Origin of the sequence: Bradyrhizobium sp. HKCCYLRH1030 (genome assembly GCF_051168395.1) — a bacterium.
In the GTDB taxonomy this organism is placed as follows: Bacteria; Pseudomonadota; Alphaproteobacteria; order Rhizobiales; family Xanthobacteraceae; genus Bradyrhizobium.
In genome coordinates this window covers 35724-57664 of record NZ_JBNPUY010000008.1, presented here as the reverse complement: position 1 = coordinate 57664, position 21941 = coordinate 35724, and the positions used below count along the sequence as shown (strand labels likewise).

The window sequence follows — 21941 nt, the reverse complement described above, 5'->3', positions numbered from 1 at the left end:
CCTACGACTGCACTTGTTAGCTTCGTCCCTTGGTCGGAACCTGGTTGAACGGCAGGTCCTTGTCGACGCGGATGTCGCCAGGAAGACCCAGCACGCGCTCCGCGATGATGTTGCGCATGATCTCGTCGGTGCCGCCTTCGACGCGGGTGCCGGGCGCGCGCAGCAGCATCGCCTGGAATTTTCCGGCGAGCTCGGCCTCGGGACCGCTGAGCACGCCGGCGGCGCCCTGCAGGTCGAGCGCGTAGGTCGCGACGTCCTGGATCATCGGTCCTGCGACCAGTTTACCGATCGAGTTCTCAGGTCCCGGCCGCTCGCCCTTCGACAGCGCCGAGATGGCGCGGATGCTGGTGTATTTCAGCCCGCTCGCCTTCACCGCCCAACTCGCGAGCTTCGAGCGCACGTTGCGGTCCTCGATCGCGGGACGATCGTCCAGCATCAGGTTGGAGCAGAAGTCGAACAGCTCCGGGAAGCCGGTGGCGACGCCGGCGCCGATCGACATGCGTTCGTTCATCAAGGTGGTGAGCGCGACGTTCCAGCCGTCATTGACCGCGCCGAGACGCTGCGAGTCCGGGATCACGACGTCAGTGAAATAGACCTCGTTGAAATCCGAGTGCCCGCTCGCCTGCTTGATCGGCCGGACCTCGACACCCGGGCTCTTCATGTCCAGGAAGAACATGGTGAGGCCCTTGTGCTTCGGCACCGTCGGATCGGTACGCGTCAGCAGGATGCCGTAGTCGGAATAATGCGCGCCCGAGGTCCAGATCTTCTGGCCGTTGATCACCCAGTCGTCGCCGCGCTTCTCGGCGCGGGTGCGCAGGCCGGCGACGTCGGAGCCACCGGCCGGCTCGGAGAACAGCTGGCACCACACCTTCTCGCCCGAGGCCAGCGGCGGCAGATACTCTCTCTTATGCTGCTCGGAGGCATAGGCCATCATCGTCGGGCCGCACATGCCGTGGCCGATGATGAACATGCCGGACAGCTTGCCGTAGGGCCCCTCCTCCTGCTGCCAGATCACGCGCTCGATGGGTGAGGACCCGCGACCGCCATATTCCTTTGGCCAGTGCAAGCAGGCCCAGCCGGCCTCGGCCTTCTTCTTCTGCCAGGCCTTGGCGACGTCGAGAATGCTGGCGTTCTTCAGCGCGGTGCGGCCAAGCGAGGACGCGCGCAGTTCGTCCTCGTACTGCTTCGGCGCATTGGCGGCGATCCACGCGCGCGCCTCGGCGCGAAACGCGGCCTCCTGCGGAGTGTCATCGAAGTTCATGAGAATTCCTTTCAGATCGTCATTCCGGACGACCCGCAACGCGGGTCGATCCGGAATCCAGAGGTGAGTCATCTCGAGATTCCGGGTTCGCTCACTCCGCGCAAAATGGCATGGTCATTTTGTCGCGCGCGAGCGCCCCGGAATGACGGGCTTGGGTCACGCCGCATTGCGCTTGCGCATGCGGTCGATCAGTTGGTCTTCCCAGTAAGAGAGGCTGCCGAGGCCGAGCGCGAGCGCGTTGGCGCGTCGGTAGTACATGTGACAGTCGAACTCCCAGGTGAAGCCCATGCCGCCATGGACCTGGATGTTGTTCTTGGCGCAGTGTTGAAAGGCTTGCGTCGCGCTGATGCGCGCTGAGGCCGCGGCCTCCGGCAATTCCGGCGCATTAGTCGAGAGCGCCCAGGCGCCATAATAGGAGTTGGAGCGCGCCAAGGTCGCCGAGACGTACATGTCGGCCAGCATGTGCTTGACCGCCTGGAACGAGCCGATCGGACGGCCAAAGGCGATCCGGTCGAGCGCGTAGTCGCGGCCCATCTCCAGCGCGCGGTCGGAGCCGCCAACCTGCTCGAACGCCGTCAGCACCGCGGCGCGATCGAGCACCTGGGTGATGATGCTCCAACCCTCGCCGGCGGCGCCGAGCGGCTCCGCCTTGCAGTTCTTGAAGGTGAGCTCGGCCTGGCCGCGCGTCGGATCGAGATTGGTCAGCGCCTTGGCTTCGACGCCGCCCGCCTTGGGGTCGACCAGGAACAGCGAGATGTCGCCGTCGCGGCCGGTCGAGCCGGTACGCGCGGCAACGATGATGAGATCGGCGATGGCGCCGTCGGCGACCGGCTTCTTGGTGCCGTTGAGCACGCCGTTGGCGGCCTCACACTTGATCGCTTTGGGCGACGGATTGCCGGTGCCCTCGAACAACGCCAAGGTGCCGATCGCCTCGCCATTGGCGATCTTCGGCAGCCAGGCCTGCTTCTGCGCATCGCTGCCGGCCAGCATCAGGGCCTCCGCGGCAAGATACACGGTCGACGAGAACGGCACCGGCGCCAGCGCGCGGCCGACCTCTTCGGCGATCACGCAGAGCTCGAGATGACCGGCGCCCGCGCCGCCGTACTCCTCAGGAATGGCGACGCCGAGGAAGCCCATCTCGGCGAAGCCTTTCCACAGCGCTCGGTCATACGGCTCCTTGCCATCGAGCACGACGCGCACCGCCTTGGGCGGACACTTCTCGGCGAGGAATTTCCGCGCCTGGTCCCGCAACTGCTTCTGGTCGTCGGAGAAATCGAAGTTCATGGCCTCACCTGCTTCCTGATCGTCATTCCGGGGCGATGCGCAGCATCGAACCCGGAATCTCGATCTGATTTATCTCTGGATTCCGGGTTCACTCGCTTCGCGAGTGCCCCGGAATGACGGTTTCAAAATGCGTCGTCACAGCACGATCACGTCGCTGTCGGGCTCGGCCGCGTAGAGCCGCTCGACCAGCGCGGCACGGCGTTCGAGACCGGCGCGCTGGTTGATGTAGCCCTTGTCGGTCAGCTCATGGCCGTCGATCGAGGGCGGCTCGACCATCAGCATGGCGCGGCCGATGCGCCGGCTGGTCGCGCCCTCGCACTCTTTATTATGGGCTTCGAGACCACGGCGGACGCGGTCGATGACGGCCGGATGCTTCACCACGTCCTCGAACGTCGCGTTGGGATCGCCGACCAACTGGCGGCAGGCGTGCAGATTGGGCCAGGCCAGGAGACCGACATATTCGCGGTCCTGCCCGGTCACCAGTGCATCGTGGATCGCCGGCGTTGCGGCTGCGATCGCATCGGTGCGAAGCGAGCCGACATGGACGAAGGTGCCTGTCGTGAGCTTGAAATCCTCGACCACGCGGCCGGCGAAGATGATGCCTTGCGCCGGGTCATTGGGATCGACGAACACGCCGGCATCGCCGATGCAGTAGAACCCTTCCTCGTCGAACGCCTTCTTCGTCAGCTCGGGCTGGCCGAAATAGCCGGGCATCACGTTGATGCCGCGCAGGCGCAGCTCGTATTTGTCGCCGGTCGGCACCATCTTCAGCTCGACGCCGGGGAACGGCAGGCCGATGAGCCCGACCCGCTCCGTGTTCCAATAGGTGCCGGTCGAGGTCGGCGCGGTCTCGGTCGAGCCCCATCCGGTGTAGAACACGATGCGCTCGCCGGTGGTCTTGACCGCCAGCGCCTGCATGCGCTCGTACAGATCGTCCGGCAGCCGCGCGCCGCCATAGGCCATGATGCCCAGATCCTTGAAGAAGGAGCGACACAGCGCATCATCCTTCTCCATCGCCGCCGCCAGCGCCGCATAGCCGGCGGGCACATTGGCGTAATAGGTCGGCGACACCTCGCGCAGGTTCCGGATGGTCTCGTCGAACATGCCGGGCATCGGCCGGCCGTCGTCGATGTAGAGCGTGCCGCCCTCGATCAAGAGCGGATTGAACAGCGCATTGCCGCCCATGGTGTGATTCCATGGCATCCAGTCGAGCACCGTCGAGATCGGCGCATCAGGCCCGCGCGGCCGCGTCTGCATCATCATCGCCGCATTGGCGCACATCATGCGCTGGGTGTTGATGACCGCCTTGGGCATGCCGGTCGAGCCGGAGGTGAACAGGAGCTTGCCGACCGTGTCCGGTGTGATCTGCGCAATCGACGCGTCGACCGCGCCGGTGACCGGCGTCGCGGCGAGATCAGCGAAGCTGATGCTCGCAATGCCCTCGCACGGACGCGCGACATGAACGACGGTGACGCCGTCGAGATCGAGCGCCTTGAGCGCCTTCTCGAAGGTCGGGCCGTCCTGCACCATGACCACGCCCGGCTTCACGAGGCCGAACAGATATTTGAGCTTGAGATGATCGTGGCTCATCAGGGAATAGGCCGGCGACACCGGAGCGGCCGGCGAACGGGCCTGCATCGCGGCCATGGTGATGAGCGCATGCTCGATCGAATTGCCGGAGAGGATCGCGACGGGGCGGCCGTCCAGCTTCAAATCGAGCAGGCCCTGCGTCAGCCCATCGACGGTGCGCTTGGCCTCGGCATAGGACAGCTTGCGCCATTGCCGCTCGGCTCCGCTGCGTTGCGCGAGCCAGGTCCGCGTCGGCGCCTCCTTGGCCCAGCGGGCGAGCGGCGCCGCCAAATACGGCTCATAGGCCTGCAGCGGAATGCGCGATTTGATGACGATGACGCCGTCACCGCGTCTCTCGATATCGATGTCGCGCGCCAGCCAGTTGACCTTGCGGAATGCCGGCTTCTCCAACACCTTCGCTGCCGTCCCGTCCATTTTGCGTCTCCCGAAATATCGTCCTTTGCGGATCTTGATATCTAGCGGTTGGTATAGACCGGCTTGCGCTTCTCGAGGAAGGCTTGAATGCCCTCCTTGAAATCCTCCGAGCGGCTGCACAGCACCTGGTTGCGATCTTCCATCGCGATGACGGCTTCGATCGACGGCGCATCGACGCTCATGTTGAGACATTCCTTTGAGAGTCGAAGTCCGACCGGCGAGGCCGTCATCATCGCATCGACGAAGGGCGCAGCCGCGCCCTCGAGCATATCGTCCTCGACGATTTCCGACACCAGCCCGACCATGAGCGCGCGCTCGGCTCCGATGAAGCGGCCGGTGAGGATCAGCTCCGATGCGACGGAGACGCCGACGAGGCGCGGCAGGAAATAGCTGGTGCCGATGTCGCAGCCCCCTAAGCCAAGCTTGATGAAGGCACAGTTCATCCGCGCCGAGCGGCTGGCGATGCGGATATCGGCCGCGAGCGCCAACGCAAAGCCGCCGCCGGCGGCTGCGCCCTGCACCAGCGCAATGATCGGCTGCGGGCAACGCCGCATCAACATCACGATGTCGGCGATGCGGCGCTGCGAGTCCAGCGACTCGGTCACGCTGGGCGGCTCATTGACGCCGCCGCGCCGCTGCATCGCGGCCTTCAGATCGAGCCCCGCGCAGAAGTTCTTGCCGGCACCCTTGAGCACGACGACTCGCGTGGTGCGATTGCGCTGCAGGCTTTCGAAATAAGCGTTGAGCGCGTCGATCAGCGCCGGGTCGAGCGCGTTCAGGCTCTCGGGGCGATTGAGCGTCACCCGGTCGACGCCATTGTCGTGTTCGATCAGCAGCGGTTGGGACATGGCGCGCGCTCCACCCTCAGTGTCATCCCGGCGAACGCCGGGATCCATAGCCACCGGCTTGATTGGTAAGAGTGCGGCGTCTGCCAGTCTGCCTATCACAGACGCCGCGGAGTATGGGTCCCCGCGTTCGCGGGGACGACGGCGGAGGTTGCCGTCAGCGCGGGGCCATGCGGATGGCGCCGTCGAGGCGGATGGTTTCGCCGTTCAGCATCGGGTTCTCGACGATGTGGACGGCGAGGTTACCGTACTCGGAGGCGTCGCCGAGCCGGGCCGGATGCGGCACCTGGGCGCCCAGGCTCTTGCGCGCTTCTTCGTTCAGTCCCATCAGCAGCGGTGTCAGGAACAGGCCGGGCGCGATGGTGTTGACGCGGATTTTCTGGCTGGCGAGATCGCGCGCAGCGGGCAGGGTCAGGCCGACGACGCCGCCCTTCGAGGCCGAATAGGCGATCTGGCCGATCTGGCCTTCATAGGCCGCGACGCTGGCGGTGTTGATGATGACGCCACGCTCCTCGCCGACCGGCTCGGCGGTGACGAGGCGCTCAGCAAACAGCCGCAGCACGTTGAAGGTGCCAATCAGGTTGACGTTGATGATGCGCGCGAACTTGGCGAGCGGATAGACGCCGTCCTTGCCGACGATGCGCTGCGAGCCGCCGATGCCGGCGCAGTTCACCAGCACGCGGGCGATGCCGTGGGCCGCCTCGGCCTTGGCGAGGCCGGCCTTGACCTGATCCTCATTGGTGACGTCGGCATGCAGCGCGACGCCCTTGATCTCGGCGGCGATCTTCTCGGCGTTTTCCAGGCTCTGATCGAGCACGGCCACCTTGGCCCCCTTGGCCGCCATGGCGCGCGCCGTAGCTGCGCCGAGACCCGAGCCACCGCCGGTGATGAGAACGGCAACGTTGTTCAACTGCATGTCAGGTTTCCTCCCTAGACGTTTTTGCTTGCGAATAGCGAATACGGAGTAGCGAATAGAGGCTTCCCCCATTCGCGACTCCCTATTCGCCACTCGCCCGTTTCAATATTCCACCGCAGATCAGCGCCTCCATATGGGCGATGTACTGACGGCAGACATCATCAGTGACCGGGCCGACGCCGATCGCGCGCGACATCGCGTGGCGGCCGAAGAACAGGTGATCGCAGGCGCCGATCAGGCTGGTGTAGAACAGCACCGGATCGACGGCGCGAAACTCGCCCCTGGCGACGCCCTCCTCGATGAGCCGGCGATGGAAATCGAGCAGCGGCGCCACGAAGAACTTCGACACTTCGTCGGCCGCCTCCGCGCTGCTCTCATGCAGCAGATAATGGATCAGCCGGTTCATGTAGGGAAACCGGTGATAGGCGCGGATGATGCCGCTGATGTGCAGCTTCAGCTTCGCCGTCGGCGGCAGCGGCTGCGCCAGGAGATATTCGAGATTGGCCACCTCGGTCGCCGCGTCGCGGGCGAGCAGCGCCAGCAGCAGGCCGTCCTTGTTGCCGAAATGATATTTCACCAGCGCTGCATTAGAGCCGGACTTCTGCGCGATGTCGCTGAGCGAGATTTCGATCGAGGACCTCGCGATCATCAGCTCGCTGGCGGCGTCCAGCAGCTTCTCCGCCGTCGCATTCCGCCCCGCGGGAAGTTTCTCTGGCACGCTGTTGTGAAGCTGAGGTCCCAAGACATGTCTCGCGCTTGATCGAGGCAGATAAGCCGAAGCCGGAGTTGATCTCAAGAGTTAATTGATCGATTGACTAACGCTCGATCGGGCATTTAAATCGCCGCCAATCACGAACACCAAGTCTAGGGAGGATACGTCATGGCGGAAGCCTACATCGTCGCGGCCGCACGCACGGCCGGCGGCCGCAAGGGAGGACGGCTGGCCGGCTGGCATCCGGCCGACCTCGCGGCGAAGGTGCTGGACGCGCTGGTCGATCGCTCCGGCGCCGCGCCGGACCAGGTCGAGGACGTGATCATGGGCTGCGTGATGCAGACCGGCGAGCAATCGAACAACATCGCGCGCAATGCGGTGATGGCCTCGAAGCTGCCGGAGAGCGTGCCCGGCACCTCGATCGACCGGCAGTGCGGCTCGTCGCAGCAGGCGCTGCATTTCGCCGCGCAGGCAGTGATGTCGGGCGCGATGGATGTCGTGATCGCCGCCGGCGTGGAGTCGATGACCCGGGTGCCGATGGGTCTCTCCTCCACGCTTCCGGCGAAGAACGGCTTCGGGCACTACAAGAGCCCTGGCATCGAGAGCCGCTATCCGAACATCCAGTTCAGCCAGTTCACCGGCGCGGAAATGATGGCGGAGAAGTACGGTCTCTCCAAGGATGAACTCGACGAATATGCCTATAACAGCCATCAGCGCGCGATTGCCGCCACGCAGGCAGGCCACTTCAAGGACGAGATCATCCCGCTCGAGATCACCCGTGCCGACGGCTCGACCGACACCCACCACATCGACGAGGGCATACGCTTCGACGTCAGCCTCGACGGCATCAAGAGCGTCAAGCTGATCGCCGAGAACGGCAAGCTGACGGCGGCCACGGCCAGCCAGATCTGCGACGGCGCGTCCGGCGTCATGGTCGTCAACGAGCGCGGCCTGAAGTCGCTCGGCGTCAAGCCGCTGGCCCGCGTCCATCACATGACCATGATGGGCGGCGACCCCGTCATCATGCTGGAGGCGCCGCTCCCGGCGACGCAGCGCGCGCTGCAGAAGGCCGGCATGTCGATCGACGAGATCAATCTCTATGAGGTCAACGAGGCGTTCGCTTCCGTGCCGACCGCCTGGCTGAAGACCATCGGCGCCGATCCGAACCGCCTCAACGTCAATGGCGGCGCGATCGCGCTCGGCCATCCGCTCGGCGGCTCCGGCACCAAGCTGATGACCACGCTGCTGCATGCGCTGAAGGCCCGCAACAAGCGCTATGGGTTGCAGACGATGTGCGAAGGCGGCGGCATGGCCAACGTGACGATCGTGGAAAGGCTGTAGGAGGCGAATAACGAATGGCGAGTGGCGAATAGGGAGAGCGATCCGCTCCGCTCGCCCAGACGCTCCGCTATTCGCCATTCCCTATTCGCTACTCGCCATTCGTTACTCGCGCCTCCCCGCCGGAGTCTTTCATGACCCACCCCTCCATTCACGCCCGCAGCCATCCCGACAAGATCGCCTATCAGATGGCCGGCACCGGCAAGGCCATCACCTATCGTGAGCTCGACGAGCTCTCGAACCAGGGCGCTCATCTATTCCGTGCGCTGGGGCTCAAGGCCGGCGACCATATCGCCTTCCTGATGGAGAATCGGCTGGCTTTCATGGAAATCGCCTGGGCGGCGCAGCGCTCCGGCCTGTACTACACCGCGATCAGCCGCTATCTCACCAAGGACGAGATCGCCTACATCATCAGGGATTGCGGCGCCAAGGTCTTCATTACCTCGCCGAAATGCGCCGAGCAGGTGCGCGATCTCGTGAGCGCCACGGACGGCCCGCTGTTCTTCATGGTCGACGAGCCCGAGCCCGGTTTCCGCTCCTGGGACAAGGAGGCCGGCGCCCAGCCCAAGACGCCGATTGCCGACCAGGTCGCCGGCTACGACATGCTGTATTCGTCGGGCACCACCGGACGGCCGAAGGGCATCAAGAAGGATTTCGAAGGCAATCCGATCGATCAGCCGAACCAGTTCCTGCGCGTGCTGTGCGCCGACATGTGCGGCATGAACGCCGAGAGCACCTATCTGTCGCCGGCGCCGCTCTATCATGCAGCTCCCTTGCGCTTCAACATGATGGTCTCAGTGCTCGGCGGCACCTCGATCATCATGGAGCATTTCGACGCCGAAGACTTCCTGAAGCTGGTCGAAAAGTACAAGGTCACGCAGTCGCAGCTTGTGCCGACCATGTTCGTGCGCATGCTGAAACTGCCGGAGGACGTGCGCAAGCGCTACGACGTGTCGACCCTGAAGGGCGCGATCCATGCCGCTGCGCCCTGCCCGGTCGACGTCAAGGCCAGGATGATCGAGTGGTGGGGTCCGATCCTGATCGAGTATTATGCCGGCTCCGAAGGCAACGGCGTCACCGTCTGCACCTCGAAGCAGTGGCTGGAGCATCGTGGCAGCGTCGGATGCGCCGTTGTCGGCAAGATCAAGATCCTCGGCGAGAATGACGAGGAGCTGCCGACCGGCGAGATCGGCACGGTGTATTTCGCCGACGCGCCGGTGTTCTCCTATCACAACGATCCGGAGAAGACGAAGCGGGCCTACAACGACAAGGGCTGGTCGACGCTCGGCGACGTCGGCTATCTCGACGCCGACGGCTTCCTCTATCTGACCGACCGCAAGTCCTACATGATCATCTCCGGCGGCGTGAACATCTACCCGCAGGAGACCGAGGACGTCCTCATCACGCATCCCGACGTCGCCGATGTCGCCGTGTTCGGGGTGCCGAACGAGGAGATGGGCGAGGAGGTCAAGGCGGTGGTGCAGCCGCACGACATGGCGCGCGCCGGCAAGGCGTTCGAGGAGCAATTGATCCTGTTCTGCCGCCAGCATCTGTCGCCGATCAAGTGCCCACGCTCGATCGATTTCGAGCCGGAGCTTCCGCGTACGCCGACCGGCAAGCTGGTCAAGCGCCACCTGCGCGAACGCTACTGGCCGAAGAAGGGCGCGGCCTAGCTCCAATAACGGTAGCTGTCGTCCCGGCCTTGCGCCGGGACCCATAGCCACCGCAGCCGATGATGCGAAGGGTATAAGCTCCAGCTTGGCGCCACATGAGCGCCTGTGGTTATGGATCCCGGCTCGCGCTCGCTTCGCTCGCTTGGCCGGGACGACGCGAGGAGAGTGCACGCCATGTCCCAGTCCTTTCCCCCGCTTCCCCTCCCACCCACGATCCGGTCCCGCTTCGTCGACGGCATCAACGGCCTGCGCATGCACGTGCTCGAAGCTGGCTTCGAGACGCCCGGCCGTCCCTGTGTGCTGCTGCTACACGGCTTTCCCGAGCTGGCCTATAGCTGGCGCAAGGTGATGCCGGCGCTGGCCGCCGCCGGCTACCACGTGCTGGCGCCGGACCAGCGCGGCTATGGCCGCACCACAGGGTGGAGCGCCGACTATGACGGTGATCTCGCGCCGTTTCGCTTCACCAATCTGGTGCGCGATGCGCTCGGCGTGGTCTATGCATTCGGCCATCGCCATGTCGCGTCTGTCGTCGGCCACGACTTCGGCAGCCCCGTCGCGGCGTGGTGCGCGGTGATCCGCCCCGATGTCTTTCGATCGGTCGTGATGATGAGCGCACCGTTCCCGGGGCCACCCGCAGCACCGTTCGACATCGCCAGCCATCCCCTCGCGGCGCAGGAGGATCCCGTGCATCGCGAACTGGCTGCGCTGCCGCGTCCGCGCAAGCACTATCAATGGTACTACGCGACGCGGCAGGCCAATGCGGACATGCATCATCCCCCGCAGGGGCTGCATGAATTCCTGCGCGCCTATTACCATCACAAGAGCGCAGACTGGGCGGCCAACGCCCCTTCTCCTCTGCAGGCCTGGGACGCGGCCGAACTCGCCAAGCTACCGACCTACTACGTCATGGACCTCGACAAGACGATGGCCGAGACCGTCGCCGAGGAGATGCCGGATGCGGCGGCGATCGCGGCGAATCGCTGGCTGCCGGACCATGAGCTCGCGGTCTATACCGCCGAATATGAACGAAACGGCTTCCAGGGCGGGCTGCAATGGTACCGCTGCGGCACGTCTGGTCTATTCGACGCTGAATTGCAGACCTGGTCGGATCTCACGATCGACGTTCCGTCCGCATTCATCTCCGGCCTGCAAGACTGGGGCATCTACCAACGGCCCGGTGTGTTCGAAGCGATGCAGTCCCGAGTGTGCACCAACATGATCCTGTGCGAGCTGATCGATCGCGCCGGACATTGGGTGCAGCAGGAGCAACATGAACGAGTCAATGAGCTCCTGTTCACGTTCCTGAACAAATCGACAGCCTGATTTCAGTCGTCGTTGCGACCTAATCAGGCGAATCGAGGAACGAACATTCGGGGTTGACGTTTTTGCATCCGGGCAATGCGCATCAGGAGAAGATTTATGGATAAGAAGATCGCAGGCTTGTTGGGCGCGGTCGCCGCTGTCGGCGCGCTCGGCACGGCGCAGGCGTCAGCGGCTCCGGCCCCGAGCGACGTGCTGAAGGCCAACTCCTACGCCGACCTGCTCGAGCCGATCCCGAATGCGGCCAAGGTGCTGCAGGCGCTCGACGAGCAGGCGCCGCCGGAGGCCGAACCGAAGGTGCAGCTGGCGCAGTGGTACCATCACCACCACCATCATCACCACCATCACCATGGCTACTGGCGCGGCTATGGCTACGGTCCTGGCTATGGGTACGGCTACGGCCCCCGGGTCTATGTGGTGCCGCGCCGGTACTACCATCACCACCACCATCATCACCATCACCACTGGTACTACGATCGCTACTGATCGTTGAGAGGTGAAAGCTCGGGGGGCGCCGGCCGTGAGGTCGGCGCTCTTTCGTTTGAGGAAGACGGAAGCGTCAGGACTTGCGCGCCTTATCCTTCGCCGCGCGATGCAGGTGGCGGTAGGTGCCGTCGAACACCGTGTCGGTGCTCGACACCCATTCGGTCTCCTTGGCGAGCACCGGACGGCTGGCGTGGATGCGGCGCGACTGCAACTCGCGCTCGGCCGCCTCGTCCGGAGTCATGGGCTCGACCGTGAAGTTTGCCTCCTCCGGAATCACGATCACCTGAGCGAACGGCTCGCCCGGACGGAAGATATGCGTCCGCCCTTCCGCGGGCGCCTTGAACACGCAGAAGAACAGCATCGGCCAGAAATTGCGCACCAACGCCGGCACCGCGATCGGGCAGGTATCGCTGCGGTCGGTATAGAAGCGCGGATGCGGCTCGGTCCGGATCGCGAAGCCGTTGGGCACCTTGAGATCGAGCAGGATCTGGTAGGTGTAGAAGGCATCGCCAAAATTGCGGAACGGCGGCCATTGCAGGCTCGGGCTCGGCGGCTCGCCCCAGTCGCCGGACAGCTCCAGCTTGCCGTCGCGCGTGGTGACGTGCAGCTCGAAGTCGTACGGATAAAATAGCTCGATGCCATATTGCGCACCTTCCGAGAATGGTACGCAATGCCAGACCTGCTCATGCGAGCCATTCGCTCGTGGCTGGCGTTCGCCTGCCCAGCCCGGGATATCCATCCGGGTGCGGCGCGGCGCCAACCCTGGATCGTTGAGCCGATATTTGACGCTATCCATGAGAACTCCTTAGGTGGCTGAGCGGAACGCGAACGACGGACTATCCTCGCAGTTCCATGACTGGAGCTTGAATGCGCTGTCACCAAAGGGTTTCGCGACCAATCAGCGGCCGGAGTTTGACCGCGGTGCGGCAAATCCATATAGACTTTAGAAACGTTCTAAACACTCGAATGTTGAGAGCGAGAGATCCGGGGACCTTGGAATGAAGAACTTCGCCGACCTCACCGAGCGCGAGATCCTGGCAATCGCGATCTCGGCCGAAGAGGAAGACGGCCGTATCTATATGAGCTTCGCGGAGGATCTGGCGGAACGTTATCCGGATTCAGCGAAGCTGTTCGAGCAGATGGCCGAGGAGGAGAAGGGCCACCGCCACATGCTGCTCGAACTCTATGAGGAGCGCTTCGGCAAGAACCTGCCGCCGATCCGGCGCGAGAACGTCAAGGGCTTCATGCAGCGCCGGCCGATCTGGCTGACCAAGAACCTGTCGCTCGACGCCATCCGCCGCGAGGTCGGCACGATGGAGTTCGAGGCCGAGCGCTTCTACGCCAAGGCGGCCGAGCAGGCCAAGGACGTCGGCGTGCGCCGGCTGCTCGGCGATCTCGCCGAGGCCGAGAAGGGCCACGAGAAGGTCGCGGCGAAACTGACCGACAAGATCCTCAGTCCGGACGTCCGGCACAAGGAGGACGAGACGCGGCGGCGCGTGTTCGTGCTGCAATATGTCCAGCCCGGTCTCGCCGGCCTGATGGACGGCTCGGTCTCGACGCTGGCGCCGCTGTTCGCCGCCGCCTTCGCCACGCATCAGAATTTCCAGACTTTCCTGGTCGGTCTGGCCGCTTCGATCGGCGCCGGCATCAGCATGGGCTTCGCCGAGGCGCTGTCCGACGACGGCTCGCTGACGGGCCGCGGCTCGCCGTGGCTGCGCGGCGCCGTCTGCGGCGCGATGACGACGCTCGGCGGACTGGGGCACACGATGCCCTATCTCGTCCCGGACTCCTGGACCAACGCGTTCTGGATCGCGACCGCGATCGCGAGCCTCGTCGTGTTCTTCGAGCTGTGGGCGATCGCCTATATCCGCGCGCGCTACATGGACACGCCGTTCCTGCAGGCGGTGTTCCAGATCGTGCTCGGCGGCATCATCGTGCTCGGCGTCGGAATTCTCATAGGAGCGGCCTAGCATCCGCACCCCCGCGTCTTGCGAAACGCTCAGCCGCGAGGCTGATGGCGCCGGACCGATCACAACGGAAAACTCGTCATGACGCCACGCCTGCAATACGGCACGCCCGCGAAGATCCTGCACTGGCTGGTGGTGGCGCTGCTCGCCATCCAGTATCCGATCGGCTGGCTGATGCCGGACCTGCATGCCAATACCCCCCCCGGCGCGCCGATGATCCTGCACATTTCATTCGGCCTCACCATTCTGGCATTGATCGCCGTGCGCTTCGTCTGGCGGCTCACCCATCCGGTCGCACCGGAGAGCTCGCTGCCGCCCTGGCAGCGGCTGAGCTCGGAGATCGTGCACTGGATGCTCTACGTGATGGTGCTGGCGAGCACCATCACCGGCTGGCTGTTCGCCTCCTTCCGCGGTTGGAGCGTGTCGTTCTTCTACCTGCTTCCGTTGCCGATGCTGGCCGCGCGCAACCCGGCCGGCAACCGCGCCATCGACGGGCTGCACCAGGCCTCCGAATGGCTGCTGCTGATCCTGATCGTCGTTCACGTCGCCGCCGCACTCGCGCACGTCTTCATCTATCGCGACCGCGTCATGCAGCGGATGCTGCCGGGCTAGAATCCGCAATTTTGGTCAAGCGATCGCCATCCGCATCGGTTAGGACTCCCGGCAAACATCGCACCGGGAGGATCGACCTTGGCCGCACCGCAATGGACGTTCGCTACCGCCGTCGACACGGCGAAGGCGTTGGCAGATCGTGAGATCTCGTCGGTCGAGCTGACCAAGCTCGCCATCGACCGCATCGAACGTCATGACCCCGAGATCAACGCCGTCTGCGTGCGCGATTTCGAGCGCGCGCTCGCTGCCGCCGACGCCGCCGACGCCGCGCTGGCGCGCGGCGAACGGCGGCCCCTGCTCGGCCTTCCGCTCACGGTGAAGGAATCTTACAACGTCGCCGGCCTGCCGACGACCTGGGGTTTTCCGCAGCACAGGGATTTCATCGCGGCCGAGGATGCGCTGACGGTGACTCGCGTGAAGGACGCCGGTGGCATCGTGCTCGGCAAGACCAACGTGCCGCTCGGGCTCGGCGACTGGCAGAGCTACAACGACATCTACGGCACCACCAACAATCCCTACGATCTCGGCCGCACGCCGGGCGGTTCGTCAGGCGGATCGGCCGCCGCCCTGGCGGCCGGCTACGGCTCGCTGTCGCTCGGCTCCGATATCGGCGGCTCGCTCCGGGTGCCGGCGTTTCATTGCGGCGTCACCGCGCACAAGCCGAGCTACGGCCTGGTGGCCTCGCGCGGCCACACGCCGCCGCCGTTTCAGCCGCTGCCGGGCGAGGCCGACCTCGCCGTCGTCGGCCCGATGGCGCGCTCGGCCGCCGATCTGTCGCTGCTGCTCGATGTGATCGCAGGCCCCGACCCGCTCGAGGCCGGCAAGGCATATCGCCTCGACCTGCCGCCGCCGCGCCACGGTCGCCTGCCGGATTTCCGCGTGCTGGTGGTCGCGAGCGATCCGCTGCTGCCGACCGACAGCGCCGTGCGCGGCGCGATCGAGCGGCTGACGGCCGACCTCGCACGGGCCGGCGTGAGCGTCACGACGGACAGCCCGCTGCTGCCGGACTTCGCCGCAGCGAGCCGGCTCTACATGCGCATGCTGCTCGGCTTCATCGGCGCCACCATGCCGGCGGAGGTCCACGCCGGCGCCAGTCACGCGGCCGCGCAATTGCCGAAGGAGGCAGCGAGCCTCGCGGCCGAGCGGCTGCGCGGCATCGCGCTCAGCCATCGCGACTGGGTGCAGGCCGGCGGGGCGCGGGCGCGGCTGCGCGCGCAATGGCGAACGCTGTTCGAGCAGTTCGATGCCGTGATCTGCCCGATCATGCCAACGCCGGCCTATCCGCACGACCATTCGCCCGACCAAGAGCAGCGCCGCATCAGCATCGACGGCGTCGAGCATTGCTACACCGATCAGCTCGCCTGGCCGGGCATCGCCACCTTGCCCGGACTGCCCGCCACCGCGATTCCGCTTGGACTCGCCGACGGCCTGCCGGTCGGGGTGCAGATCGTCGGCCCGTTCCTCGAGGACCGCACGCCGCTCAAGCTCGCCGACCTGATCGAGCGCGAATTCGGCGGCTTCGTCCCGCCGCCGCGGTTCACGAACTAGTTCGCGATCGGGCTTATTCAACAACGCCTCGCCAAATTCCGCCGTCGTCCTACATCGTCATGGCCGGGCTTGACCCGGCCATCCATCTTGCAGAGAGGCTGGATGCCCGGGTCAGGCCCGGGCATGACGGGTAACTAATAGGCAGACCCGCCGAACCTCATCACCTGCCTCACACCCGACCACCCACCTCACGCATCGAACATGATCACGCTGCGCAGCGTCTTGCCTGCCTTCATGTTGGCAAAGCCCTCGTTGATCTCCGACAGCTTCAGCTTGGCGGAGATCCAGTCCTCCAGATGCAGCTTGCCGCGCAGATAGAACTCGACGAGGCGGGGCATGTCGACGCGAAAGTGGTTCGAGCCCATCGACGAGCCCTGGATGCGGCGCTCGCGCAGGAAGTCGAAGCCGTGCAGCTCGATCTTCTGGCCGAACGGGATCATGCCGACGATGGTCGCGGTGCCGCCCGGCGCCAGCATCGCGAACGCCTGCTCGGCGGTCTCCTTGCGCCCGAGCACCTCGAAGGCGTGGTGCACGCCGCCCTTGGTGAGCTCGCGCACCTGGGCCACGACGTCGCCCTCAGTGGGATTGATGATGTCAGTCGCGCCCAGTTTCGTCGCAAGCTGCAGCTTGGCCGGATTGGTGTCGATGGCGATGATGCGGCCCGCGCCCGCGATCTCGGCGCCGTTGATCGCAGCCATGCCGACGCCGCCGCAGCCGATCACGGCCACCGTCTCGCCGGCCTGCACCCGCGCCGTGTTGACGACGGCGCCATAGCCGGTGATGACGCCGCAGCCGATCAGCGCCGCGAGATCGAGCGGCATGTCCGGGCGGATCTTCACGATCGCGTTCTCGTGCACCAGCATCTGCTCGGCGAAGGACGAGAGGTTGAGGAACTGGTGCAGCTTCTCGCTTCGGCCCCATGACAGCCGGTTGGAGGCGCCGGGCGGCATCTTCACCGTCGTGTCGGTGCACAACACCGGGCGCCCCGTGGTGCAGTTGTCGCAGGTGCCGCAGAACACGGACAAGCACGTGACGACGTGATCGCCTGGCTTCACATAGGTCACGTCGGCGCCGACCTGCTCGACGATCCCAGCCGATTCATGGCCGAGCACGGCGGGCAGCGGATGCGGATACAGGCCTTCGATGAAGTGCAGGTCGGAATGGCAGAGACCGGCAACCGCCGTGCGGATCAGCACTTCCCGCGGCCCCGGCTTGGGCACGCTGATGTCCTCGATCACCAGCGGCTTGTTGACCTCCATCAGCACGGCGGCTTTCATTGGCGTTCTCCCGATCTTGTTTGTTGTTGGTCGCGGCAAGCCTACGCCGCTGACAGCAGTTCGCCAACCTCCTCCATGTCAGCGGTACGTTCGCCGAGCAGCAGTGTCGCGATGGCATCATCCATCCTATTTTCCGCGAGCCGGAACGGATCGGACGGCGTCAGCCGGTGCGCGACGATGAGCTTTGCCAGCAACAGCCTGCGCGCGTCGCCGCGCATCGCGTGGATGCGCGCGCTTTCCCAAGTCGTCGAGACGGCGCTCGCCACGTGATACAGCAGGCTGGTGGCGCGGCGCGCTTCGGACTCATTGTCGGCGCGTCCCGCGACCTCGCGCGCAAAGCCCACGGCACGATCCACCAGTCGATGCAGCTGATCGCGCCAGGCCTGCGGCACGGCGGCGCTGTCGTCGAGCCGCGCATGCAGGTCGGCTGCCAGCGCGGCCTCCGCACCGTGCCGGCCCACGGCGCGCTTCAGCGCATCGAGCGCGACGATGTTGCCGGTGCCTTCCCAGATCGAGCCGAGATGGGCGTCGCGCAGCAGCCGCGCGGTGACGAACTCCTCGACATAGCCGATCCCGCCGCGCATCTCCAACGCATCGCCGCAGACCTTGCGCGCGTCGCGCGTGGCGCGGAATTTCAATGTCGGCGTCAGAATGCGCAGCAGCGCCGCGGCATCCTGGCTGCCGGCCTCGGCACGGTCGAGCGCGTCGGCGGTGAGGAAGCTCAGCGACAGCGCCTGCTCGGTCGCGAGCAGGATCTTCAGCAGTTGCCGCCGCCCGAGCGGCAGGTCGACGATGCGTTTTCCGAACACCACGCGGTTGCGCGCGACCGTAATCGCGTCGTGCCAGGCCCGCCGCATCAGCGCCGTCGACTTGACGCCGTTGGAGAGACGCGACGAGTTGACCATCTCGGCCATCTGCACGAAGCCGCGATCGAGCCTCCCGACCGCATAGGCGACGGCGCCCTCCAGCTTGATCTCGCCCGAGGCCATCGAGCGCGTTCCGAGCTTGTCCTTCAGGCGCACGATCCGATAGTGGTTCTGGCTGCCGTCATCGAGGAAGCGCGGCATCAGGAACAGGCCGACGCCGCGCGTTCCAGCTTCGGCACCTTGCGGCCGCGCCAGCAGCATCACGACCTTCGCATCGGCATTGGAGCAGAACCATTTCTCGCCATGCAGGCGCCAATGGTCGCCCTCCGGGACGGCGACCGTCGTCAACGTGCCGACATCGGAGCCGCCCTCCTTCTCGGTCATGAACTGGCCGCCCTGGGTCAGCTTTCTCATGTCGGTCTGCGTCAGGCCATCGAGGTACTTGGCCTTGAGCCCGTCGCTACCGAAGCTCGCCAGCAGCTTGGCGCATCCGTCGGTGACGTTGATCGGACAGCCCAGCCCGAACTCCGCCTGGTTGAACAGGAAGGTGAAGGCGTGCTTGGCCGTGACCGGATACTTGGTCGGCCAGCCGAGAATGCCCTTGCGGATCGACATCGCGTGAATGCCGAACTCGCCAAAGGCGGCGCGCTCGAGCTCGCGATAGGCCGGATGGTACTCGACCCACTGCACGTCGCGGCCGAAGCGGTCGCGCTGGTGCAGCACAGGGCCATGGCGGTCAGCCAAGCGGGCGCATTCGTCGAGATAGGAGCCGGCGAGCTCGCCGAGACGGTCGAGATGCGGCACGAGGTGCCGAAACAGCGCTTCGGGCAGATGGATGCGCAGGAGATCGGCGAGCGCGGGGTCGGCGCGATAGAAGTTCAGCCCGGTGGTATCGGGCGCCAGCAGCTCCGGCCTTGCGCCGCCGGTCATCACGTCATCGCGCCTCAGGAACTGATGCATGATCGTTAAGCCCTCGTTCGTTTCCGCAAGTCTCTGATGGACTCTTCGACAGGTTGCGCCTGATCGGATACACAACAGGCAGCGGCGTGCGCCGAACCGGGAGCAGATCCATGACCAATCAGCCGACGGAGGTTTATCGCATCTTCGGGGCGGAGATGTCGCCCTATTCGGTCAAGGTGCGATCGTATCTGCGTTACAAGGGCATCCCGCATCACTGGATATTGCGCAATGCGGAAAGCGAGGCGGAGTTCGCGCGGCACGCCAAGCTGCCGATCATTCCGCTGGTGGTCGCCCCCGACGAGGTGCCGATGCAGGACTCGACGCCGATCATCGACGCACTGGAGCTCGACTTTCCGCAACCCACGATTCATCCCGGCGACGCGCTGACGAGCTTCATCTCGGCCTTGATCGAGGAGTTCGGCGACGAGTGGGGCAACAAGTGGATGTTCCATTATCGCTGGGCGCGCGATCTCGACCAGCGCGCCTCGGCCGGACGCATCGCCCGCATCCGCGCCCCCAGGGCAGACGAGGCCGAGTTGGGCGAGCTGGCCGAGAAGATCCGCGCGCGCATGGTCGAGCGGCTGTGGTATGTCGGCTCCAACGAGATCAACGCGCCGCAGATCGAGCAGGGCTTTGCCGAAATGCTCGACCTGCTCGAACGGCATCTCTCGGTCAGGCCATATCTGTTCGGCCACCGTCCGGCCTACGGCGATTTCGGACTGTGGGGCCAGCTCTACGAGCTGTGGACCGATCCGACTGCCGGCGCCCTGATCGAAGGCCGCGCGCCGCATGTGCTGGCCTGGATCCACCGCATGCTATGGCCGCGCGCCGAAGGCGAGTTCGAGCTGTGGCCGGAACTATCACTGACCTTGATGCCGATCCTGACCCGCCAGGTCGGCGCGCTGTTCATGCCATGGACGCTCGCCAACGAGCAGGCACTGGCCGAGAACCGCAGCGTCTTTCGCGTCCAGTTCGGCGACTTCACATGGATGCAGAAGCCGCAGAAGTATCACGCACGCTCGCTGGCGATGCTCCGCGGCAAATACGCCTTCCTGCACGATCGCAGCCGGCTCGATGTCGTGCTTGAGGAGATCGGCTGCCTCGCCGGATTGCAGCCGCGTCCCACCTGAGGACGCGCGGCAAAAATGTGGGGACGAGCCGTAGGAAGTCGGCCGCCGGTGCACTAGCTTGATGTCTGCGGACGCTTTGGCCCAAGGACATGCCCATGGACATCCCTGCCTACAAGATCGCCCTCATCGTCGGTGCCGGCGAGGGGCTCTCGGCCTCGTTGGCGAGGCTGTTCGCGCGCGAGAAGATCCGCGTGGCGCTTGCCGCCCGCAAGATCGAGAAGCTCGGCGCGCTCTGCAACGAAACCGGCGCCCGCGCCTACCCCTGCGATGCGACCAATCCGGAGGAAGTCGAGCGGCTGTTCGGCATCGTCGAGCGCGAGATCGGCGCGCCTGATCTCGTGGTCTACAATGCCAGCGCGCGGGCGCGCGGAGCGCTCACCGATCTCGTGCCGGCCGACGTGCAGCAGTCGATTGCCGTCAGCGCCTTCGGCGGCTTCCTGGTGGCGCAGCAGGCGGCACAGCGCATGCTGCCGAACAAGCACGGCGCCATCCTGTTCACCGGCGCCTCCGCCAGCGTGAAGGGCTACGCCCAGTCGGCGCCGTTCGCGATGGGCAAGTTCGCGCTGCGCGGCCTCGCCCAGAGCATGGCGCGCGAACTGTCGCCGCAGGGCATCCACGTCGCGCATTTCGTCATCGACGGCGCGATCAAGAGCGCAGAGCGTCAGGAAGCCGCGGAGCGCCCGAATTCGATGCTCGATCCGGATGCCATCGCCGCAAGTTATTGGAGCGTGCTGCAGCAGCCACGTAGTGCCTGGAGCTGGGAGATGGAGCTGCGGCCGTGGGTGGAGACGTTTTGAGAAGTTGATGTTCCGTATGACGTGGGCAAAGACGCACCACGATCACCGTCATTGCGAGCGAAGCGAAGAATCCAGGGCGGAGCAAGGACTCTGGATTGCTTGGCTTGCGCTCGCAATGACGCGGATCGGTGGTCGCCTCATAGCAACTGTGATCGCCCGGCTCGACCGGGCGATCCAGTACACGCAACTGATGGCTGGTGACACGGTGAGGCCGCGGCGTACGGGATGTCCCGCCTTCGCAGGGAATGACGTCATTTGATCTCGGACGTGGCGACTTGCGGCGCGCGACCGACCACGCGCAAATCTGGCCCCACTGAATGAGCCACCACTCCGCCCAGACCCTTCTCGAACCGCACCAGGGTCCAATCGTCCGCATGCGGCTTGATCGTGAAACCGGCCTTGCGGGCCACTGCAATCATCACGTCGTTGGTACGCAGCGCATCGCCGGACAGGATCACGCCACCCAACGCGAGCGCGCGTCCTTCCAGATTCGCGATGAGCGCCGGACCGATGCCGTGGCCTTGCCAGCGGTCATGGACCGACAGGCCAAACTCGACACGACCGACGCCGCGATCGAATGCGTAGCGCGCCTCGGCCACGATGGCTTCGACACCTTCATGGTCCATCGTCGCGATCAGGCTGTAGCGGTCGTTGCGGCCGAGCGCGACAAAATCCTCGAGCACCGCCTTTGGCAGCTCGTTGAGTGCGCCGAGGAAACGCTTGTGGCGCGAGCGTTGGCTCAAGGACCGGACATAGCTCTGCAGCGCCTCGGCGTCGTCAGATGTGACGAAGCGCAGGCGCACCTCCTCGCCACGCCGCGTGTGAATGATGTTGGAGCCGGCAGCGAGATCGGCAATGGCGGGCGTCGGCATGCGCGGCTCCAACCGGGAAGCTTGCCGGCGCCCTCCTTTGCGGTGCGGCACCGGCGCGGCGGGATGAGTAAGG

General features: G+C 65.3%; 19 protein-coding genes. 9 read left to right on the top strand and 10 right to left on the bottom strand.

Annotated features, from left to right (window positions below; genetic code table 11):
- Window positions 1-16: 16 nt before the first annotated feature.
- The 6 genes from ACQR1E_RS22955 to ACQR1E_RS22930 all read right to left on the bottom strand — a co-directional run bounded on the left by ACQR1E_RS22955 (window position 17) and on the right by ACQR1E_RS22930 (window position 7052).
- Window positions 17-1261 (bottom strand): acyl-CoA dehydrogenase, encoded by a 1245-nt coding sequence (locus ACQR1E_RS22955; protein ID WP_315825935.1) that lies wholly within the window; start codon window positions 1259-1261, stop codon window positions 17-19.
- A 156-nt stretch (window positions 1262-1417) separates the two neighbouring features.
- Complete coding sequence (locus ACQR1E_RS22950; protein WP_315825934.1) at window positions 1418-2545, bottom strand: acyl-CoA dehydrogenase family protein; 1128 nt, start codon at window positions 2543-2545, stop codon at window positions 1418-1420.
- 135 nt (window positions 2546-2680) lie between these two features.
- Window positions 2681-4549, bottom strand: a complete 1869-nt coding sequence (locus ACQR1E_RS22945; protein WP_434897612.1) for an AMP-binding protein — start codon at window positions 4547-4549, stop codon at window positions 2681-2683.
- Between the two features lie 41 nt (window positions 4550-4590).
- Complete coding sequence (locus ACQR1E_RS22940; RefSeq protein ID WP_316159348.1) at window positions 4591-5397, bottom strand: enoyl-CoA hydratase/isomerase family protein; 807 nt, start codon at window positions 5395-5397, stop codon at window positions 4591-4593.
- Window positions 5398-5551: 154 nt separating this feature from the next.
- Window positions 5552-6310 (bottom strand): SDR family NAD(P)-dependent oxidoreductase, encoded by a 759-nt coding sequence (locus ACQR1E_RS22935; protein WP_315825931.1) that lies wholly within the window; start codon window positions 6308-6310, stop codon window positions 5552-5554.
- 82 nt (window positions 6311-6392) lie between these two features.
- Window positions 6393-7052 (bottom strand): TetR family transcriptional regulator, encoded by a 660-nt coding sequence (locus ACQR1E_RS22930; protein WP_315825930.1) that lies wholly within the window; start codon window positions 7050-7052, stop codon window positions 6393-6395.
- A 138-nt stretch (window positions 7053-7190) separates the two neighbouring features.
- On the opposite strand from ACQR1E_RS22930, the gene ACQR1E_RS22925 reads away from it, so the two are divergent.
- The 4 genes from ACQR1E_RS22925 (at window position 7191) to ACQR1E_RS22910 (ending at window position 11839) form a co-directional block, all read left to right on the top strand.
- Window positions 7191-8363, top strand: a complete 1173-nt coding sequence (locus ACQR1E_RS22925) for an acetyl-CoA C-acetyltransferase (RefSeq protein ID WP_434897611.1) — start codon at window positions 7191-7193, stop codon at window positions 8361-8363.
- A 131-nt stretch (window positions 8364-8494) separates the two neighbouring features.
- Window positions 8495-10033 carry an acyl-CoA synthetase gene (locus tag ACQR1E_RS22920; RefSeq protein WP_434897610.1) on the top strand — a complete coding sequence of 513 codons (1539 nt, stop codon included), beginning with the start codon at window positions 8495-8497 and terminating at the stop codon, window positions 10031-10033.
- Window positions 10034-10285: 252 nt separating this feature from the next.
- A complete protein-coding gene (locus ACQR1E_RS22915; RefSeq protein WP_315714359.1) occupies window positions 10286-11356 on the top strand; it encodes an alpha/beta fold hydrolase in 1071 nt (356 codons plus the stop codon).
- A gap of 96 nt (window positions 11357-11452) precedes the next feature.
- Entirely contained in the window at window positions 11453-11839 is a 387-nt protein-coding gene (locus ACQR1E_RS22910) for a hypothetical protein (protein ID WP_315713731.1), read from the top strand.
- 73 nt (window positions 11840-11912) lie between these two features.
- Here ACQR1E_RS22910 and ACQR1E_RS22905 read toward each other — a convergent pair whose 3' ends face one another.
- Complete coding sequence (locus ACQR1E_RS22905) at window positions 11913-12635, bottom strand: hypothetical protein (RefSeq protein ID WP_315713730.1); 723 nt, start codon at window positions 12633-12635, stop codon at window positions 11913-11915.
- A 202-nt stretch (window positions 12636-12837) separates the two neighbouring features.
- Here ACQR1E_RS22905 and mbfA point away from each other — a divergent pair, with 202 nt between their 5' ends.
- From mbfA to ACQR1E_RS22890, 3 genes are all read left to right on the top strand, one after another.
- On the top strand, window positions 12838-13809 hold the full coding sequence (gene mbfA, locus ACQR1E_RS22900) for an iron exporter MbfA (protein WP_315713729.1): 972 nt from the start codon (window positions 12838-12840) through the stop codon (window positions 13807-13809).
- 78 nt (window positions 13810-13887) lie between these two features.
- Window positions 13888-14418, top strand: a complete 531-nt coding sequence (locus tag ACQR1E_RS22895) for a cytochrome b (RefSeq protein WP_315825927.1) — start codon at window positions 13888-13890, stop codon at window positions 14416-14418.
- 78 nt (window positions 14419-14496) lie between these two features.
- Complete coding sequence (locus ACQR1E_RS22890; RefSeq protein WP_315713728.1) at window positions 14497-15966, top strand: amidase; 1470 nt, start codon at window positions 14497-14499, stop codon at window positions 15964-15966.
- Between the two features lie 188 nt (window positions 15967-16154).
- Here ACQR1E_RS22890 and ACQR1E_RS22885 read toward each other — a convergent pair whose 3' ends face one another.
- Entirely contained in the window at window positions 16155-17243 is a 1089-nt protein-coding gene (locus ACQR1E_RS22885; RefSeq protein WP_315713727.1) for a Zn-dependent alcohol dehydrogenase, read from the bottom strand.
- Window positions 17244-17284: 41 nt separating this feature from the next.
- Window positions 17285-19069, bottom strand: coding sequence for an acyl-CoA dehydrogenase family protein (locus tag ACQR1E_RS22880; protein ID WP_315713726.1), 1785 nt, complete (start codon window positions 19067-19069; stop codon window positions 17285-17287).
- Window positions 19070-19179: 110 nt separating this feature from the next.
- On the opposite strand from ACQR1E_RS22880, the gene ACQR1E_RS22875 reads away from it, so the two are divergent.
- Window positions 19180-20199 (top strand): glutathione S-transferase family protein, encoded by a 1020-nt coding sequence (locus ACQR1E_RS22875; protein WP_315825924.1) that lies wholly within the window; start codon window positions 19180-19182, stop codon window positions 20197-20199.
- A gap of 95 nt (window positions 20200-20294) precedes the next feature.
- On the top strand, window positions 20295-20996 hold the full coding sequence (locus ACQR1E_RS22870) for an SDR family NAD(P)-dependent oxidoreductase (protein WP_315713724.1): 702 nt from the start codon (window positions 20295-20297) through the stop codon (window positions 20994-20996).
- Between the two features lie 251 nt (window positions 20997-21247).
- Here ACQR1E_RS22870 and ACQR1E_RS22865 read toward each other — a convergent pair whose 3' ends face one another.
- Window positions 21248-21868 carry a GNAT family N-acetyltransferase gene (locus tag ACQR1E_RS22865; protein ID WP_315713723.1) on the bottom strand — a complete coding sequence of 207 codons (621 nt, stop codon included), beginning with the start codon at window positions 21866-21868 and terminating at the stop codon, window positions 21248-21250.
- Window positions 21869-21941: the final 73 nt, after the last annotated feature.

Coding starts and splice junctions, on each gene's coding strand:
- ACQR1E_RS22870 (WP_315713724.1), top strand. CDS start 20,295: ATGGACATCCCTGCCTACAAGATCGCCCTCATCGTCGGTGCCGGCGAG.
- mbfA (WP_315713729.1), top strand. CDS start 12,838: ATGAAGAACTTCGCCGACCTCACCGAGCGCGAGATCCTGGCAATCGCG.
- ACQR1E_RS22940 (WP_316159348.1), bottom strand. CDS start 5,397: ATGTCCCAACCGCTGCTGATCGAACACGACAATGGCGTCGACCGGGTG.
- ACQR1E_RS22945 (WP_434897612.1), bottom strand. CDS start 4,549: ATGGACGGGACGGCAGCGAAGGTGTTGGAGAAGCCGGCATTCCGCAAG.
- ACQR1E_RS22865 (WP_315713723.1), bottom strand. CDS start 21,868: ATGCCGACGCCCGCCATTGCCGATCTCGCTGCCGGCTCCAACATCATT.
- ACQR1E_RS22875 (WP_315825924.1), top strand. CDS start 19,180: ATGACCAATCAGCCGACGGAGGTTTATCGCATCTTCGGGGCGGAGATG.
- ACQR1E_RS22920 (WP_434897610.1), top strand. CDS start 8,495: ATGACCCACCCCTCCATTCACGCCCGCAGCCATCCCGACAAGATCGCC.
- ACQR1E_RS22895 (WP_315825927.1), top strand. CDS start 13,888: ATGACGCCACGCCTGCAATACGGCACGCCCGCGAAGATCCTGCACTGG.
- ACQR1E_RS22885 (WP_315713727.1), bottom strand. CDS start 17,243: ATGAAAGCCGCCGTGCTGATGGAGGTCAACAAGCCGCTGGTGATCGAG.
- ACQR1E_RS22925 (WP_434897611.1), top strand. CDS start 7,191: ATGGCGGAAGCCTACATCGTCGCGGCCGCACGCACGGCCGGCGGCCGC.
- ACQR1E_RS22955 (WP_315825935.1), bottom strand. CDS start 1,261: ATGAACTTCGATGACACTCCGCAGGAGGCCGCGTTTCGCGCCGAGGCG.
- ACQR1E_RS22880 (WP_315713726.1), bottom strand. CDS start 19,069: ATGCATCAGTTCCTGAGGCGCGATGACGTGATGACCGGCGGCGCAAGG.
- ACQR1E_RS22910 (WP_315713731.1), top strand. CDS start 11,453: ATGGATAAGAAGATCGCAGGCTTGTTGGGCGCGGTCGCCGCTGTCGGC.
- ACQR1E_RS22950 (WP_315825934.1), bottom strand. CDS start 2,545: ATGAACTTCGATTTCTCCGACGACCAGAAGCAGTTGCGGGACCAGGCG.
- ACQR1E_RS22935 (WP_315825931.1), bottom strand. CDS start 6,310: ATGCAGTTGAACAACGTTGCCGTTCTCATCACCGGCGGTGGCTCGGGT.
- ACQR1E_RS22905 (WP_315713730.1), bottom strand. CDS start 12,635: ATGGATAGCGTCAAATATCGGCTCAACGATCCAGGGTTGGCGCCGCGC.
- ACQR1E_RS22915 (WP_315714359.1), top strand. CDS start 10,286: ATGCACGTGCTCGAAGCTGGCTTCGAGACGCCCGGCCGTCCCTGTGTG.